Annotated in this window: 18 protein-coding genes; 16 read left to right on the top strand and 2 right to left on the bottom strand. The window is 33.5% G+C overall.

Going from position 1 to position 17,492, the window contains the following annotated elements:
• Nucleotides 1-4: 4 nt before the first annotated feature.
• From BA768_RS05610 to BA768_RS05550, 13 genes are all read left to right on the top strand, one after another.
• Nucleotides 5-529 carry a YceD family protein gene (locus tag BA768_RS05610; protein WP_065720023.1) on the top strand — a complete coding sequence of 175 codons (525 nt, stop codon included), beginning with the start codon at nt 5-7 and terminating at the stop codon, nt 527-529.
• Nucleotides 530-588: 59 nt separating this feature from the next.
• On the top strand, nt 589-792 hold the full coding sequence (rpmF, locus tag BA768_RS05605) for a 50S ribosomal protein L32 (RefSeq protein WP_034678990.1): 204 nt from the start codon (nt 589-591) through the stop codon (nt 790-792).
• A gap of 127 nt (nt 793-919) precedes the next feature.
• On the top strand, nt 920-1,402 hold the full coding sequence (gene accB, locus BA768_RS05600; protein WP_034678988.1) for an acetyl-CoA carboxylase biotin carboxyl carrier protein: 483 nt from the start codon (nt 920-922) through the stop codon (nt 1,400-1,402).
• Between the two features lie 82 nt (nt 1,403-1,484).
• Nucleotides 1,485-2,840 (top strand): acetyl-CoA carboxylase biotin carboxylase subunit, encoded by a 1,356-nt coding sequence (gene accC / locus BA768_RS05595; protein ID WP_034678986.1) that lies wholly within the window; start codon nt 1,485-1,487, stop codon nt 2,838-2,840.
• Between the two features lie 243 nt (nt 2,841-3,083).
• Entirely contained in the window at nt 3,084-4,331 is a 1,248-nt protein-coding gene (gene rocD, locus BA768_RS05590; RefSeq protein WP_065720022.1) for an ornithine--oxo-acid transaminase, read from the top strand.
• 31 nt (nt 4,332-4,362) lie between these two features.
• Nucleotides 4,363-5,343 carry a glycosyltransferase family 9 protein gene (locus BA768_RS05585; RefSeq protein ID WP_165601773.1) on the top strand — a complete coding sequence of 327 codons (981 nt, stop codon included), beginning with the start codon at nt 4,363-4,365 and terminating at the stop codon, nt 5,341-5,343.
• A 17-nt stretch (nt 5,344-5,360) separates the two neighbouring features.
• Nucleotides 5,361-6,317, top strand: a complete 957-nt coding sequence (locus BA768_RS05580; protein WP_065720020.1) for a hypothetical protein — start codon at nt 5,361-5,363, stop codon at nt 6,315-6,317.
• Nucleotides 6,318-6,407: 90 nt separating this feature from the next.
• Complete coding sequence (locus BA768_RS05575; RefSeq protein WP_065720019.1) at nt 6,408-7,397, top strand: hypothetical protein; 990 nt, start codon at nt 6,408-6,410, stop codon at nt 7,395-7,397.
• Nucleotides 7,394-8,356: a hypothetical protein gene (locus BA768_RS05570; protein WP_065720018.1), complete on the top strand. Its 963-nt coding sequence runs from the start codon at nt 7,394-7,396 to the stop codon at nt 8,354-8,356. The genes BA768_RS05575 and BA768_RS05570 overlap by 4 nt, the downstream gene beginning before the upstream one ends.
• Nucleotides 8,346-9,557 carry a glycosyltransferase family 4 protein gene (locus tag BA768_RS05565; protein ID WP_065720017.1) on the top strand — a complete coding sequence of 404 codons (1,212 nt, stop codon included), beginning with the start codon at nt 8,346-8,348 and terminating at the stop codon, nt 9,555-9,557. The genes BA768_RS05570 and BA768_RS05565 overlap by 11 nt, the downstream gene beginning before the upstream one ends.
• 84 nt (nt 9,558-9,641) lie before the next feature.
• Entirely contained in the window at nt 9,642-10,781 is a 1,140-nt protein-coding gene (locus tag BA768_RS05560) for a glycosyltransferase family 4 protein (RefSeq protein ID WP_065720016.1), read from the top strand.
• The gene (locus BA768_RS05555; protein ID WP_228388310.1) at nt 10,757-11,641 is read left to right on the top strand and encodes a glycosyltransferase; all 885 of its coding nucleotides are present in this window, start codon (nt 10,757-10,759) and stop codon (nt 11,639-11,641) included. Before BA768_RS05560 ends, BA768_RS05555 begins: the two co-directional genes overlap by 25 nt.
• Nucleotides 11,642-11,650: 9 nt before the next feature.
• A complete protein-coding gene (locus BA768_RS05550; protein WP_065720015.1) occupies nt 11,651-12,535 on the top strand; it encodes a hypothetical protein in 885 nt (294 codons plus the stop codon).
• On the opposite strand, the gene BA768_RS05545 is transcribed toward BA768_RS05550, so the two are convergent.
• Complete coding sequence (locus tag BA768_RS05545; protein WP_065720014.1) at nt 12,536-13,501, bottom strand: hypothetical protein; 966 nt, start codon at nt 13,499-13,501, stop codon at nt 12,536-12,538.
• Between the two features lie 12 nt (nt 13,502-13,513).
• A complete protein-coding gene (locus tag BA768_RS05540) occupies nt 13,514-13,858 on the bottom strand; it encodes a phosphomannose isomerase type II C-terminal cupin domain (RefSeq protein ID WP_065720013.1) in 345 nt (114 codons plus the stop codon).
• A 98-nt stretch (nt 13,859-13,956) separates the two neighbouring features.
• Between BA768_RS05540 and BA768_RS05535 the strand changes: the two genes are divergently transcribed.
• From BA768_RS05535 to BA768_RS05525, 3 genes are read left to right on the top strand one after another with little or no spacing between them, the layout of a single operon-like run.
• On the top strand, nt 13,957-14,871 hold the full coding sequence (locus BA768_RS05535; protein WP_065720012.1) for a hypothetical protein: 915 nt from the start codon (nt 13,957-13,959) through the stop codon (nt 14,869-14,871).
• Nucleotides 14,872-14,928: 57 nt separating this feature from the next.
• Nucleotides 14,929-16,434: a glutamate--tRNA ligase gene (gltX, locus tag BA768_RS05530; RefSeq protein WP_065720011.1), complete on the top strand. Its 1,506-nt coding sequence runs from the start codon at nt 14,929-14,931 to the stop codon at nt 16,432-16,434.
• A 49-nt stretch (nt 16,435-16,483) separates the two neighbouring features.
• A complete protein-coding gene (locus BA768_RS05525; RefSeq protein WP_034678969.1) occupies nt 16,484-17,440 on the top strand; it encodes an acetyl-CoA carboxylase carboxyltransferase subunit alpha in 957 nt (318 codons plus the stop codon).
• Nucleotides 17,441-17,492 lie beyond the last annotated feature (52 nt).

Below are 17,492 nucleotides of genomic sequence, written 5' to 3'. Positions count from 1 at the left end.
TTTTATGGACAAGTTAAGAAACTATGACGTAAGCTTTTCCGGTTTAAAAACTGGCAAGCACGAGTTCAGGTTTGAGATAGATAAAGAGTTCTTTCAATTATTTGACACTGAACAGGAATTTACAGATCCTAAAATTGCAGTAGACGTTTTGCTTGATAAACACACTACTTTTTTAGAATTTGAGATTAAAGTTGATGGTACAGTAGAATTGGTTTGTGATATCACGAACGAAAATTTCACTCACCCGATTGAAAATCAGATTGGTATCTTGGTAAAGTTTGGCGAAGAATACGATGACAGCGAAGAAGATGTTATTACCATTCCTACCAATGATCATGCATTCAATGTAGCTCAGTTGATCTACGAAAATGTAGCACTTTCAATCCCAATGAAAAAGATCTCACCCAATGTAAGTGATGAAGATCTGGCAATTCTTGAAAAATTCAGTCCAAAAGAAACCGAAGAAGAGGAAGAACACGAAAGCGACCCGAGATGGGACGCACTAAAAAATTTAAAGAATAAAAATTAAATAGTTTAATGATGGGATGATGAATCTCATCGCTCATCAATTAAAAAAGTTATTACAAAATGGCACATCCAAAGAGAAGACAATCGTCCACAAGAAGAGATAAGAGAAGAACTCACTACAAAGCTGTAGTTCCTCAATTAGCTAAAGATGCAACAACAGGTGAGATGCACCTTTACCACAGAGCTCACTGGCATGAAGGAAAACTTTACTACAGAGGTAAAGTAGTTCTAGAAAAAGAAGTAGCAACTACTGAAGAAAATTAAGAGTTGTTTTTCATCGAAAAACACTCATTTTAATACAAAAACCGCCCGATTTTGATAAAATTTGGCGGTTTTTTGTTGTTTTTTATGTTTTTTTGGTATCTTTGACAGCAAATCAAATATCAATTTTATGGACATTAAAGACATACAGAATCTTATTAAGTTTGTATCTAAAGCTGAGGTTTCAGAAGTAAAATATAAAACTAAAGATTTCGAAATCACTATTAAAACTCCATTAGCTGGAAGTGAAGTAGCTTATGCTCAACCCGCTGTATACCATACAGCTCCTCAACAAGTAGCTGCTGCTCCGGCTCCGGCTGCAACTCCGGCTGCACCTGCTCAAAATACTGAAGCTTCTTCTGATGACAGCAAATATGTAACGATTAAATCCCCAATGATCGGAACTTTCTACAGAAAGCCATCTCCGGATAAAGATGTATTTGTAAACGTTGGTGATGAAGTTTCTAACGGAAAAGTGGTTTGTGTAATCGAAGCAATGAAGTTATTCAATCAGATCGAGTCTGAAGTAAGCGGAAAAATCGTAAAGATTTTAGTTGACGATGCAACTCCTGTAGAATACGACCAACCACTATTCTTAGTAGATCCATCTTAATTATAGTTGATTAATGATGATTGATAATTGATGAAAAAATCAATTTCAAATTTCAAGTTTTCAAATTTCAAATCCAATTAAGATGTTCAAAAAAATATTAATAGCCAATCGTGGCGAAATTGCAATGCGTATTTTACGTACTTGTAAAGAAATGGGGATCAAAACCGTTGCGGTATATTCCACAGCAGATAAAGACAGTCTTCACGTAAGATTTGCTGATGAAGCAGTTTGCATCGGTCCTGCAATGAGTAAAGACTCATATCTGAAAATTCCTAATATTATTGCTGCTGCAGAAATTACAAACGCAGACGCTATTCATCCTGGTTACGGTTTCTTGTCTGAGAATGCTAATTTCTCAAGAATCTGCCAAAAGAACGGCATTAAATTCATCGGTGCTTCTCCTGAACAAATTGAAAAAATGGGAGACAAAGCAAATGCTAAAGCAACCATGAAAGCTGCAGGTGTTCCTTGTGTACCGGGTTCTGACGGTTTGATCGAATCTTACGAACACGCTGTAAAAATTGCTGAAGAAACAGGATATCCTGTGATGATCAAAGCAACTGCAGGTGGTGGTGGAAAAGGAATGAGAGCGGTATGGAAAGCTGAAGACCTTAAAGATCACTGGGAATCTGCCATTCAGGAAGCTGTAGCAGCCTTCGGAAACGGAGGAATGTATATGGAAAAACTGATTGAAGAGCCGAGACATATTGAAATTCAGGTTGCAGGTGACCAATTTGGTAAAGCTTGTCACCTTTCTGAAAGAGACTGTTCTGTTCAGAGAAGAAATCAGAAATTGACGGAAGAAACTCCTTCTCCGTTCATGACCGACGAACTTCGTGAGCAAATGGGTGATGCAGCTGTAAAAGCGGCTGAGTATATAGGATATGAAGGTGTTGGAACGATCGAGTTTTTGGTTGACAAGCACAGAAAATTCTATTTCATGGAGATGAATACGAGAATTCAGGTTGAGCATCCGATCACTGAGCAGGTTATTGATTATGACTTGATCAGAGAGCAGATTCTTTTGGCTGCTGGAACTCCGATTTCGGGAATTAACCATTACCCAAAATTACATTCAATTGAGTGCAGAATCAACGCAGAAGATCCTTATGCTGATTTCAGACCGTCACCTGGAAAAATCACAGGATTAAACATTCCTGGAGGACACGGGATCAGAGTTGACACTCACGTTTATTCAGGATATACCATTCCTTCAAACTACGATTCAATGATTGCAAAATTAATCACAACGGCACAAACCCGTGAAGAAGCAATTGCAAAAATGAAGCGTGCATTGGAAGAATTTTATATTGAAGGAGTAAAAACAACCATTCCTTTCCACAGACAGCTGATGGAAGACGAAAGATATCTTTCGGGAGATTACACGACAAAATTCATGGAAGATTTTGTAATGGATAAGAAATACGATAATCATTAAGATTATTTTAAAATAAACTTAACCGTCTCAATTTGAGGCGGTTTTTTTATGTTAAATTTTTAACTGATTTAATTTTATTAAAGTCAAAAGATATAAAAACTAAAAGTGTAACCTACTTTACGAATATTTTCTCAACTTTTAATTTTAAACGTCAAAACATACTTAATTCTGCTTATTTTACAGGATTGTTATTCTGTACAGATATGTAATTTATAATATGTAAATTTGTAAAAACCAAAATTTATGTCAACAGTTACAGCAAAAAACTCACAATATTTTATCGATCTTGAAGATCAGCACGGTGCTCACAACTATCATCCGCTTCCTGTGGTTTTAGATAAAGGAGAAGGTGTTTTTGTGTGGGATGTAGAAGGCAAAAAATATTACGATTTTCTTTCTGCATATTCAGCTGTAAACCAAGGGCATTCTCATCCTAAAATTGTTGACGCATTGGTAAATCAGGCTAAGAAACTGGCCTTAACATCAAGAGCATTTTACAATTCTAGTTTAGGTGAGTACGAAAAAAAGATCACTACCCTATTTGGCTTAGACAAAGTTTTACCGATGAATTCTGGTGCTGAAGCTGTTGAAACCGCTGTAAAACTGGCCAGAAAATGGAGCTATGAAGTAAAAGGCATTTCTGAAAATGCTGCCAAAATAATTGTTTGCGAAAACAATTTCCATGGAAGAACGACTACGATTGTTTCTTTCTCGAATGATCCTGATGCGAATCAGAATTACGGGCCATTTACACCCGGATTTATCAAAATTCCTTATAACGATATTGCTGCATTGGAAGAAATTCTAAAAAATGAAGCTCAAAATATTGCTGCATTTTTGGTTGAACCTATTCAGGGTGAAGCAGGCGTTTATGTTCCTGATGAAAACTTTCTGAAAAATGCCTCAGAATTATGCAAAAAATACAATGTTCTTTTCATCGCTGATGAAGTGCAGACCGGTATTGCGAGAACCGGAAAATTAATTGCATGTCACCATGAAGATGTACAACCTGATATTTTAATTTTAGGAAAAGCACTTTCAGGTGGAATGTATCCTGTTTCTGCAGTTTTGGCAAATGATGAGATCATGCACGTCATCAAACCGGGACAACATGGTTCTACTTTCGGAGGAAATCCTATTGCGTGTGCTGTTGCAATTGCTGCTTTGGATGTCGTGGAGGAAGAAAAGCTTTCTGAAAGAGCTGAAGAATTAGGGAAATTATTCAGAAGTGAGATTGAAAAAGTGATCGAAAAATCTGACCTTATCACAAAAGTACGAGGAAAAGGCTTATTGAATGCTATTTTGATCAACGATACTCCTGAAAGCTCAACGGCATGGAATCTTTGTTTAAAGCTAAAAGAAAACGGATTGCTTGCCAAACCAACCCACGGAAACATCATCAGATTGGCACCGCCTTTGGTGATTACAGAAGAGCAGTTGCTCGACTGTGTGAAAATTATTGAAAAAACGGTATTGGAGTTTGGAGGATAAAATGAAAATTTTAATTATACAAAAAAAATTCATGGGTGACGTCCTCGTGACCTCAACGATATTACCACAACTCAAAAAAAAATATCCTCAATCAGAAATCAGCTTTCTTTTGGATGAAAAGCATGCTCAGATATTAAAAGGAAATCCTTTTGTCGATCATTTTCTTTTTTTCCATGAAGATGGGCTTTTAAAAACTGTATCTCAGGTAAAAAGCAAGAAATTTGATCTTGTCATTGATCTTTATTCCAAAATAGAAACCGGAATTATTTCTCTGTTTTCAGGAGCGAAGACCAGAATTGGCTTTTTCAAAAATTACACGCAGATTTTCTACAACAAGCCTGTAAAAAGACAAATGCAGGTAAAATCTGCAAACACAACACTCGGAATTGAGCATCGCCTTCAAATGCTTGAACCATTAAACATACCTTTTGAAGAAGTTTTTCCTAAAGTTTACTTATTGGATGAAGAAATTGAAAACGCAAAAAAAATTCTTGCAGAAAACAATCTATCGGTAAATGATCAACTTATCATGATGAGTACATTTGGAAGCTCAGAAGAAAAAACGTACCCCATAGAGTATATGGCAGAACTTCTGAAATCTATCGCAGATTATAAGCCTGAAGTAAAAATTCTTTGCAATTATATGCCTGCACAGAAAGAGAAGTTTTCCAATTTATACAATTCTTTACCGGAAAAAACACAAAAAACGATCATCAAAACATTTGATACAAAAAACTTACGCGAATTTATTGCCGTTACAAGTCTTTGTAAATGCCTGATTGGTAATGAAGGCGGAGCAACAAATATCAGTAAAGCACTTAATGTTCCGACATTTACTATTTTTTCACCTCAGATAAAATTATCAGACTGGGCATGGACCAGCAATCCCAAAATGGATAAGTTTTTGCATGTAACCGATTATGTGCCAAATTCAACAAATTATTCAGACTTCAAGCCTTCGCTTTTGGAAAAAGATTTAAAAGAATTTTTGGACAAAACCATATTAAATTAATTGCTGATTTTCAAAGGATGAAAGAACCTAAAAAGCTTGTACTTCTTATAACTTACGATAATTGGGGTTATAACCAATATATTGCTGATGCATTGCAGGACAAATCGTACGATGTAATGCATATTGATTTTCACAGTTTTAAATACAAATATCCCGGAATTGCTCATAAAACGTTAAATTTTTTCACTAAAAACCTAGGAATTATAAATCTTAAACATGTTTATTATAACGAGGTTATTTTAAGTAAGCTTAATGATATTAAAAGTATCGATACGGCAATTTACATTAAGGCTGATTTTTTATCAAAACAAACCATTGAAGCCATTAATGCAAAATCAAAAAAATCGGTACTGATCATTAGTGATTCTATCAACAGGTATCCGAAAACCAAAAATATACTTTCCCTTTTCGATAAGGTATTTTCGTTTGAAAAGAAGGACTGCAAAAAATATAATTTAAGCTTTAAAACAAATTTTATTTATAAAACTGCGGATACCATTCAGACAAAATTCAAATATAAAGTATTCAATATAAGCTCTTATGACAACCGGTTTCCGATTATAAAAAAGATTGCCGAAACTTTGTACACCATGAATGTAAAAAGTAAGATCATTATTTTTTCGAAAAAGGAAAATACCGAACCTTATCTGGAGTTTTCTAAATCTCCTTTAACCATATCAGAAATCAATAATTTTCTTGACGAGTCAGAGATTATGCTTGATGTGAGCAGATCGAGACAGCAAGGTTTGAGCTTCAGAGTTTTTGAAAGTTTAGGGTTGAGAAAAAAGCTGATTACAACCAATAAAGATATTGTGAACTATGATTTTTACAATCCTGAAAACATTTTGGTTATTGAAGACATCGAAAACATCACGATTCCTGAAATATTTATTAACACTCCTTATCGTGAAGTCCCTAAAAATATTCTTCATAAATATCTAATAGAAAACTGGGTAGAAGATTTGGTTAATTAATATTTTGTAATTTTAAAAATTAAATGGTATTATCGCACCTTCAAATTGAGAAAACATCTCAATCAAACTCTATTTATTAACTGAGATTCTATGATTTCTTATAAAAATACTTCCAAGATCATCATATTTTGTCCCCCGAAGAAAGTGACAGGTGGTCCGGAAGCATTGCACCAGCTTTCAAACAAGCTTTATGAATTGGGGTTTGATAATGTATACATGCATTATGTTCCTAAGAAAGCAAATGCAAAAGCTGTAAACTATAATATTTACAGAACTCAGGAGATTCACAGTTTTGAAGACCATCCCGATAATATATTGATCATCCCGGAATCGATGACTTTTCTAATAAAAAAATACCCCCAGAGCCAGAAAATAATCTGGTGGCTGAGTGTAGATTTTTATAAAATTTTAATGGATTACAGGGTCAGAAAACAAAGCTTCATTACCAAAATATTCTACAATCAAAACGATAAGGAATATCATTTTGAAGCTCTACCCAATGTTTATCAATGGGCACAATCTTACCGGTCGAGTATTTATCTGAAAGATCATGGCATCCCTGAAAGCCAGATCGATTTTGTGTGTGATTACATCAATCCGATATTTTTAGAAAACAAAGAACCTATTCAAAAAGATCTTAACAACAAAACGATCCTATACAACCCTAAAAAAGGTAAAAAAGAAATTCCTGAGCTCATCAAAGCTTCTCCTGATCTGCAATGGATTCCTATTCAAAACATGAATGCTTCGCAGATCAAGGAACTGATGTCAAAATCTTTATTGTATGTAGATTTTGGTGAAAATCCGGGCAGAGATAAGATGTTGAGAGAATCTGTTTCTCAGGATTGCTGTATTATCTCGGGAAAGAATGGTTCTTCTGCTTATTATGAAGATTTAATGATTCCGGAAGAGTATAAATTTGAGTTCAGCGAGAGTAAAATTCCGGCGATCGTAGAGAAAATAAAAGAAGTTTTGAACAATTATCCGCAACATATTCCGCAATTCAGAGTTTATAAGGATATGGTACTGAATGAAGAAATAACATTCGAAAAAAAGCTGCAGGAAATATTTAAAAAATGACCTTAAAGAAAATTACTTTAATCTATCCTTTTGCGTATGGCTATATTGATTTTGTAGTCAAAGAATTGCAGTCTTATTCATCAATAAATGTGACAGATATAAAAACGGATGTTATAAAATATAAGTATCCACATATAGGTGTTAAAATCTGGAACGGAATCACGAAACTGTTTGGAAAGAACAGAAAAAGAGAATTTTTTAACGAACAGATTCTTCAGCAGATCAAAGAAAAACAGGATATTATTTTTATTATCCGTCCCGATCTTATGGATTTGCACGTTTTGGAGGAGCTTAAAAAAAGAACAGACTGTTTTATCGCTTACTATTACGACAGTTGTAAAAAATATCCTCAACAACTTGAAATTGCACATTTTTTTGACGAGATTTATTCTTACGAAAAAGAAGACATAAAAAATTATGGTTTTATTGAAACGACGAATTTCATTTACGACGAAAAAATAGAATCAAGAGAAAATGAGTACGATATTTTCAATATCTCATCTTATGATAATCGAATTGAAGAGATCAATAATTTGTCGAAGGCATTAGTTGATGCAGGATTGAAAATAAAATTTATTTTATTTTGGTTTGAAAAATTAAATTATCCGCATCTCTCTTCCATAACAAAATATCTTAGCTTAGAAGAAACTAAGGATTTTATTTCACGGTCTAAATCGATGATCGATATACAAAGAGCAGATCAGAAAGGTCTTTCATTCCGAACTTTTGAAAGTCTTAGCTATCGAAAGAAACTTATCACAACCAATTCAGCCGTGAAAGAATATGATTTTTTCCATCCGGATAATATGATGATTATTGACAGCAAAAATGTCAATACAGATTCTATAAAAGATTTTATTGATCTTCCGTATGTGGAAATTCCACAGTATATACTCGATAAATACAGTGTAAAAACTTTTACCGCCAACATTTTTAAACTACAACCTGATGGGAATTAAAAGAAAGATAAAAAACTATATTCATATAAAGAAATATTATCCTTTATCTGACAAAACCATTGTTCATGATGATGGTAAGAAAACGATTCTTATTGTAGACAGTCAGATCCCTACTTTCGATAAAGATTCTGCATCAAACAGGCTTACAGAAATTGCCAAATTTCTTGCAAAATATTATAATGTATATCTTATGGATTGGCGAAAGTCTATTCCTACGGTAGAATTCAAAAAGTATATTCAGAATTTAAATGATCATAATGTAAATGTTTATACTCCTTTCATCAATAATTTTGGAATATTAAAAGGAAAAAAACATTTTTTAGACAACCTGTTGCCAAAAATAGATTTTGTATGGTGTCACAGACCTGAGCTTTTTGAATATTATCTAGACTTTTTCAGAAAAAATGCTCCTCATGCAAAAATCATTTACGATATGGTAGACATTCATTATCTGAGAATGGAGCGAGGCCTGGAAATAAAATATGATAAAAAGAGAGCCAAAGAACTGTTAAAATACAAATATATTGAAACTGAACTTTGTAAAAAAGCAGATAAAATTGCAGTAATCAGTGATAAGGAAAAAGAATTTATGAAATCTTTTGTAGACGAATCTAAATTGGTTACCGTGAGTAATGTTCACAATCTTAAAGTAAAACCTGAAGATATGCCTTCATTTGAAAAAAGAGAAGGTATATTTTTCATAGGAACTTTCTTGCATGATCCCAATGTAGATGCCGTAGAAATTCTTTATCATAAGATTATGCCTCTTGTATGGCAAAAAATGCCGGATCTTAAAATTACTATTATTGGTTCAGAAGCTCCGGAATCTATTCAGAATATGAACTCGGAGAAGTTTGAAATTGCGGGATATGTAGAAGATATCATCCCTTATTATGAAAAATGTTTTGCCTCGGTTTCACCTCTTCGTTTCGGAGCAGGGGTAAAAGGCAAAATAGGTCAGGCTTTAGAGTATACTCTACCTGTATTAACCACAGAAATAGGCGCTGAAGGCATGTTTTTAGAAAATAGAATTACTGCCTTAATTTCAGGGAATGATGATTATCAAAAATTTGCCGATCATATTATTGAAATCTGTACAGACAAAGAACTTTGGAATACCCTTCATCATAATTCGGAAAAAGGTATTTATCCGTTCTCTATTGATGCGCAGAGAGATGAGGTTTTAAAATTGTTTAAGTAAAATACACTAAAAAACGATTATTTAAAAGAGCTAGAAATGTATAACATCAAAATCTTGGCCTAATTCAGACATTATTCTATTACAATGACAAAAAAAATTCTATTTTTTTTTCCGGAAAATCCTTTTTCCAACAGGGCAGGAAACGTGACAAGAGCTAAAGCTAATTTAAATATTCTAAAAAATTTAGGTTATCAGATTGATTTAGTAGGCATTGAAGATATGTATAAAGTAATGGGTGACACCACAGATATAGATCATAATCTTGTTGACACTCTATTTCTACTTTCACGACGACCTGTAAAGAGAATAGGATCATTAGAATATTGGAGATATAAATTTAGTCTGATAACTACAAAAAACAATAAATCAAATCATTTATTGACAAACTACATCAAAGCGTCTTTCGAAAAAATTGTTGAGGCTAAAAAATATGATTATATAATTATTAATTACGAATTTTGGGCCGGTCTTATTGATTATAAACCCTCAAATAATCAGACAACAATCATAGACACTCACGATTGGATTACTCTAAACGAATTTTATAAGAATCCCTTATTAAAAATCGGTGATCGTTTTGAGGAGGAAATTAATAATCTTAATAAATTTGATAAGGTTATTACCATATCTAATGATGAGAATTTTGTGTTTAAAGGGTTTTTAGGTGATAAAGTTGTGAATATACCGCCATCTTTTCCCTCTCATTTTTTTTCTAATTCTGAAAAGAAATTTGATCTTATTTTTGTAGGATCAGATAACATTTTCAACATAAAATCAATGAAATGGTTTTTTGATAATGTCTATCCAATATTACCAGATAATATCAACATTGTAATTATTGGACGTATTTGTAAACATCTTGAAAAAAGAAAAGGTGTAACCTTAGTAGAGTTTTCAGAAACTTTAGATGAATATTATTCTCAATCAAAAATTGCCATATGCCCAATGCTAGAAGGCACAGGTATTAAAATCAAAGTAATAGAAGCTCTTTCTTTTGGTCTTCCTGTAGTGGGAACAGAACGAGCAGTTGACGGATTTTCATCACGTATAGCAAATGGATGTTTGACCGATAATAACCCCGAAATATTTAAAGATAAAATAATATCTTTATTGCAAGATGAATCTTTTTATAAAAGTATAAAAAGCCAGGCAGAAGAATATTTTAAAAATAATTTTTCTGAAGAAAAAGCTCTAAAAAAATGGAAAAACGTTTTAACGAGATGAATGATTTAGCAATAATTATATTGAATTATAATTCTTTTGATGATACACAGCGGGAAGTGGATTCATTATTAAAAGAAGGACTTCTCGAAAAATCTATTTATGTGGTAGATAATGATTCAAAAGACAAGAATGATATAGAGAAACTTGGATTTCAAAAAAATATAAATACTATACTGAGTAATCATAACGGAGGATATGCTTACGGAAATAATTTAGCGATTAAAAAAGCTCTTGAAGATGGGAAAAAATATTTTTTATTACTAAATCCTGACATTGAAATATCATTAGCAGTTATCCACAAATTGTATAAAGATCTACATGAGTTACCGAATCTAGGAATGATTGGCCCTAGAATCTGTTACAGAAATGACCGTCATAAAATATTTTCAGACGGTGGTTTATTGTTTCCAGAGAAAGGGTTTGCGGGTGATCACATCAACTATGAAAAATACAAAGAAAACGTAAAGGCATCTGATTATAATTACAATATAAACTATGTGGATGGAAGTGCACTGATGTTCAGAAAAGAAATATTAGATAATGTAGGATTTATGAATGAAACCTTTTTTATGTATTACGAAGAATCTGAATGGTGTTTACGGCTTTTGACAAAGACAAAATGGAGAATAGCTGTAAATACACAATATGAAGCTTACAACCTCTTTACAAAAAGAAGTAGTTTCTACCAATACTATATGACCAGAAATCGAATTTGGCTTTGCAGATTATACAACGGAAATATAAAATATGTCACCAAAGAACGATGGACACTCGCAAGAAGAGCCATAAAAAAAGGTAAATTCTCTATGGGAAAAGCCTATGTAAAAGGAATATTACATGGAATTTACTCAAAAATATAATTAAAAATTATGACTGATTCAAAAAATATTATTAAAGTAGGGTATCTTTTGTCCTATGACTACAAATTTATATTTAATTCCATAAAACAGATATATGACTTTTCTGACCAAATTTTTATATGCTACGACCAAGATGGAAAAACATGGGCAGGTAATGATTTTGAAATTCCCGAAATTGTTTTTTCTGAAATTCAGAAATTAGATCACCAAAAAAAAATCGTGTTTTATGCAGACACGTTTTATGTAAAAGGGGTTAGCACAATAGATCTTGATACAAGACAAAGAAATATGCTTGCGAAAAAAATGGGTAGCGGTGGATGGCATCTTCAAATTGACAGTGACGAATATCCCGTAGGATTTGATAAACTAGCACATTTTTTAAGAAAACAAAAATATCTTTTAAGAAATCCCACAAAAACACCTGTTAATTTTTTTGTAAACTTCGTTACACTTTTTAAACAGACAGAGGAGGGATTTTTTGTAGTGGCTCCCTTTACAGAATCATGCTTTCTCATCACAAATACTCCTGAATATGTAAATGCAAGATTCCCGAAAAACAATTATACCTTACACTTAGATTTTAACAATATTCATCAATCTTGGGCAAGAAGCCCAGAAGAAATTCTTCAAAAAATCAATAACTGGGGACACAATAATGATTTTGATACCCAAGAGTTTTATAAAAGATGGTATGAACTGAACCAAGAAAATTACACCGAATTTAAAAATTTCCATCCTCTATCGCCAAGTGATTGGAAAGAACTTATATTCGTTCCTTCTAAAAACATAGATGAATTCATCATCAATTTTGAGAAAAATCATCATCAGAACTACATTACGATGCCTCTTAAATTAAAAAAAAGAATAAAACTTTATTTAAAATCTTTAGGCTAATTATTTCATAAAAACCTCATCAAATTTGCTCATAATCACTTTAGGATTAAATAAATGAGAATAGCAATCCCAATCTTGAGTAGGATCAGGCTTAAAATTATTTAAAATATGTAGTAAATCTTTTTTATCATTATATAGCACTGCTTTTTCACCTAAAATATCCAAATGTGATTTTTCATCAGAGCCAGACCATGTGATGATGGGTTTATTTTTAATGGAAAACTCTCCCACTGCTATACCAAAGCTTTCACCTTGCTGCCTTGCGTGAAGAAAGGCATCGGAAGTATTAATGAATTTAACTTTTCTTTCTACATCAGTTGTTGGAGGAAGGAAAATAATATTTTTATATGATCTGAAAAAATTTCTTTTTACAAATTCATTAGTCCCCATAAAAATGAAAAAAATATTTTTGTTTTTAATGGCAGTTTTCTTTACCGCATCCATCACAAAATCTATATCAAAAGTATCAGCACCGCCATATCTGGCAAATACAATTGCATCTTTAGGAATATTTAGTTCTTCACGTAGATTTCCTTTCACTTCGGGCAAATCAACTATATGAGGTACAAAAGGTAATTGCCCGTCACTCATCGTTTTTGATAACCATTCTGATACATAGGCATAAACATCTCCGTATGGTTCATTATATTTAAAAACAGCATGAATAACTGTTTTGATTAAATCAACAGGAGCATCAGTCTCTTTTTGTCCGGACTTTATTGCATAAAAAAGGTCTGCATTTAAGCTATTGATGATACGATCTCTATCTGCAACATCATTGTAAGCTATCACCTCAAATCTATTTTCAAATCGAGTTATTGCCTCACTGATATTATTCGGACTATCTTTTGGATAAAGAATTACAGACTCATTATTTAAAATTGTCTCATTATAGTTTGCATAATCAAAAAGTGCATTAGACGTGCCTCTATAACACAATTGATTTTCATGAAATATAATTTTCATTTACAAAACATTTTAGCTCCTATCATACTCATCCTCAATCCTCACAATATCATCCTCACCAAAATAAGTTCCGGTCTGTACTTCGATAAATACCACAGGTTTTTCAGAAAGATTCATCATTCTGTGTTTTGCGCCAAGCGGAATAAAAATGCTTTCGCCGTAACCTAATTTAATTTCTTTATCATCAAGAACAACAGTGGCATCACCTTCAATGACCGTCCATTGTTCCTGTCTTTTGTGATGGTATTGGTAAGATAATTTCTGACCAGGGTTTACTTCTATCCTTTTCAACTTATAATTGGGCTCATCAGCCAAAACATAGTATTTTCCCCAAGGTCTTTCTCCAATTTCTAGCATATTATAACTTTATATATCTACAAAAGTAAAATTATTTTTTTCAAAATGATTCGGGTTTGAAAAAAAAGTTAGATTTTTGCCCTCACTAATACTACCAAATGAAAATCAGTGCATTCAGCTATGTAAGAAACGGCTTTACTTATGGTGTTCCTTTTCTGGAGTCGATTCAGTCGGTTCTCCCACTTTGTGATGAGTTCGTAATAGCAGTTGGTGATTCTACAGACGGAACCAGGGAAGCTATTTTGAATCTTGGTGATCCGAAAATAAAAATCATTGACACGATCTGGGACGACAGTTTGACAAGAGGTGGTAAAATATTTGCCCAGCAATGCAATATTGCATACGAAAACGTTTCAAAATCTGCGGATTGGATTATTCATATTCAGGCAGATGAAGTACTGCACGAAAAAGATTATCCCTTAATTTTATCTAAAATTAAAGAAGCTGATTCTTACCCTGACATTGATGGACTTTTACAACCATTTATTCATTTCTGGGGTGATTATAACAGCATTCGTAATAGTCGTAGGGTTCATAAAAATGAAATAAGAATTTTCAAGTATGATCCCAATATCAGAGCTTATATCGATTCTCAGGGATTCAGAAAATTCAAATCTATTGAAAATTACGAAAATGGATCTGAAAAGGGTGAAAAACTAAGAGTTTTAGCATTAAATGCACCGATATATCATTACAGTTCGGTAAAATCTAAAAGAACAATGTCGTTAAAGGCCAATAATTTTGTTTATTATTATGGTCATTCTGATAAAAAATTAGAAGAAGCTCCAAAAGACGAGTTCAATTATAATACGGTAGACCGGGTAATAAAATTCACCGGAACACATCCTAAAGTAATGGCAGAAGCTATTGCAAGCTATGATTTCGTTTTTAATCATGATAAAACTCAGGCAGTCTGGAAAAAGAAAGACCGATACCTACAACCCATCGAAGATTTGCTGAAAATCCGGTTCGGAGAATACAAAAATTACATTCTGATAAAAAATCCAAAATAGAATTCCTTTTTTTTACAAGAAAGTCTCGTTAAATTTGCACCAAAATTAAAATTAAAAATGGAGAAAGTAAGAGTCCGTTTTGCTCCAAGTCCTACAGGACCTTTGCATTTGGGAGGCGTAAGAACCGCATTATATGATTATCTTTTTGCTAAAAACCAAGGCGGAGAATTTGTATTGAGAATAGAAGATACAGATACTGCAAGATATGTGGAAGGTGCAGAAGACTACATCGAAGAAGCCCTTGAATGGTGCGGGATTATCGCTGATGAAAGTCCTAAAAAAGGAGGGAAATTTGCTCCATACAGACAATCTGAAAGAAGAGACATCTACGACAGATATACCGAGCAGATCTTAAAAACTGATTACGCATATATTGCCTTTGATACCGCTGAAGAATTGGATGCCATCCGTGCTGAATATGAAGCAAAAGGTGAAGTTTTTTCCTATGACAATAAAACCAGAAACCGTTTAAGAAACAGTCTTGCCCTTCCTGAAGAAGAAGTGCAAAAATTATTGAATGAAAAGACACCGTATGTCGTACGATTCAAAATGCCTGTTGACAGAACATTGGGTTTAGTAGATATTATCAGAGGAAATTCTGCTGTAAACACAGACACTTTAGATGATAAAGTTTTGGTGAAAAACGACGGGATGCCGACGTATCATTTTGCCAACATCATCGATGATCACGAAATGGAAATTTCTCATGTAATTCGTGGAGAAGAATGGTTACCTTCTTTAGGATTACACACTTTATTGTATGAAGCAATGGGTTGGGAAGCACCTCAGTTTGCGCATCTTTCTTTAATTTTAAAACCTGAAGGAAAAGGTAAACTAAGCAAAAGAGACGGTGACAAGTTCGGATTTCCTGTTTTCCCATTAAATTTTACAGATCCTGAAACGGGAAATGTTTCTAAAGGTTACAGAGAAAGCGGTTACCTTCCGGAAGCTTTTATCAATATGGTGGCACTTTTAGGTTGGTCTCCTGCAGATGATAAAGAAATTTTGTCTTTGGATGAAATGGCAAAAGAATTTGATCTCCACAAAGTTCATAAAGCCGGAGCAAGGTTCAGCAAAGAAAAAGCAGAATGGTTCAACCATCAGTATATCCAGAAAACTTCGGATGAAGAATTATTGAACATCCTTAAAAATTCAGATTTAAGTTTAAATATTTCTAATGAAAAATTGTTGAAGATCATTTATCTGATGAAAGAAAGAGCCACTTTCCCGAAAGACATTTACGAAAACGGAAAATTTTTCTTCGAAGCACCAGCTTCTTACGATGAAAAAGCATCGAAAAAAGCCTGGAATGAAGAAACTTCCTCAATTTTAGGAGAATTAGCAACGCATTTAGAAAGCACTGAATTCAATGCTGAAGCTTTAAAGCAGACCGTTCACGATTTTGCTGAAAATAAAGGTTTGGGAATGGGGAAAGTAATGATGCCGTTACGTTTAGCTTTGGTAGGCGAATTGAAAGGACCGGACGTTCCAGACATCATGGAACTTCTTGGTAAAGAGGAAACTACCGCCAGAATAAGCAATGCTATAAACAATTTTAAATAAAATTACCATAATTTTTCATACATTTGAAAGATTTAATTTACTTCAAGAAATGGAATATTTAAGTTTCGAACTTCCTATAAAAGATTTGATGGATCAATACCAAACTTGTTCTTTAGTAGGAGAAGAAAGTGGTGTTGATGTAAAATTAGCATGCAGCCAAATCGAAGATAAGATCATAGAAAAGAAAAAAGAAATCTATGGAAATCTTACGCCTTGGCAAAGAGTACAACTATCTCGCCATCCGGATCGTCCTTACACATTAGACTATATCAACGGGATGGTAGATAAAGGCAGCTTCCTTGAGCTTCACGGTGACAGAAATTTCGCAGATGATCCTGCAATGATCGGTGGGCTTGCTACGCTTGACGGACAGAAAGTAATGATTATCGGAACCCAGAAAGGAAGAACTACAAAAGAAAGACAATACAGAAGATTCGGGATGCCAAATCCTGAAGGATACAGAAAAGCTTTAAGACTAATGAAATTAGCTGAAAAGTTTAAAATTCCTGTAGTAACTTTGGTCGATACACCGGGAGCTTATCCTGGTCTTGAAGCTGAAGAAAGAGGACAAGGTGAAGCAATCGCAAGAAATATTTTCGAAATGACCATGCTTAAAACTCCCATTTTCACTTACATTATCGGTGAAGGAGCGAGTGGCGGAGCATTAGGAATTGGTGTCGGAAACAAAGTGTATATGTTAGAAAACACTTGGTACACGGTAATTGCACCGGAAAGCTGCTCATCAATCCTTTGGAGAAACTGGGATCATAAAGAAGATGCAGCCAATGCATTGAATCTTACTCCGAAAGATGCTTTAAGAGAAAAATTCATCGACGGAATCGTGGAAGAACCTCTTGGAGGAGCGCATTACGATCCGGAAACAACCTATTTAAACCTTAAAAGTTCAATTTTGCAGAACATCAAAGCGTTCTCAAAATTCACAGGAAAAGAACTGGAAACCCAAAGACAAGACAAGTTCATTGCAATGGGACAGTTTAAAGGATAGTAAATATTGAAAAATAAAAAATCGGTTAAGAAATTTCTTAACCGATTTTTTA

Origin of the sequence: Chryseobacterium sp. CBo1 (assembly GCF_001693475.1) — a bacterium.
Classification (GTDB): Bacteria; Bacteroidota; Bacteroidia; order Flavobacteriales; family Weeksellaceae; genus Chryseobacterium; species Chryseobacterium formosense.
Note: the sequence above shows the minus strand (reverse complement) of the source record. Positions and strands in the feature narration are given on the sequence as shown.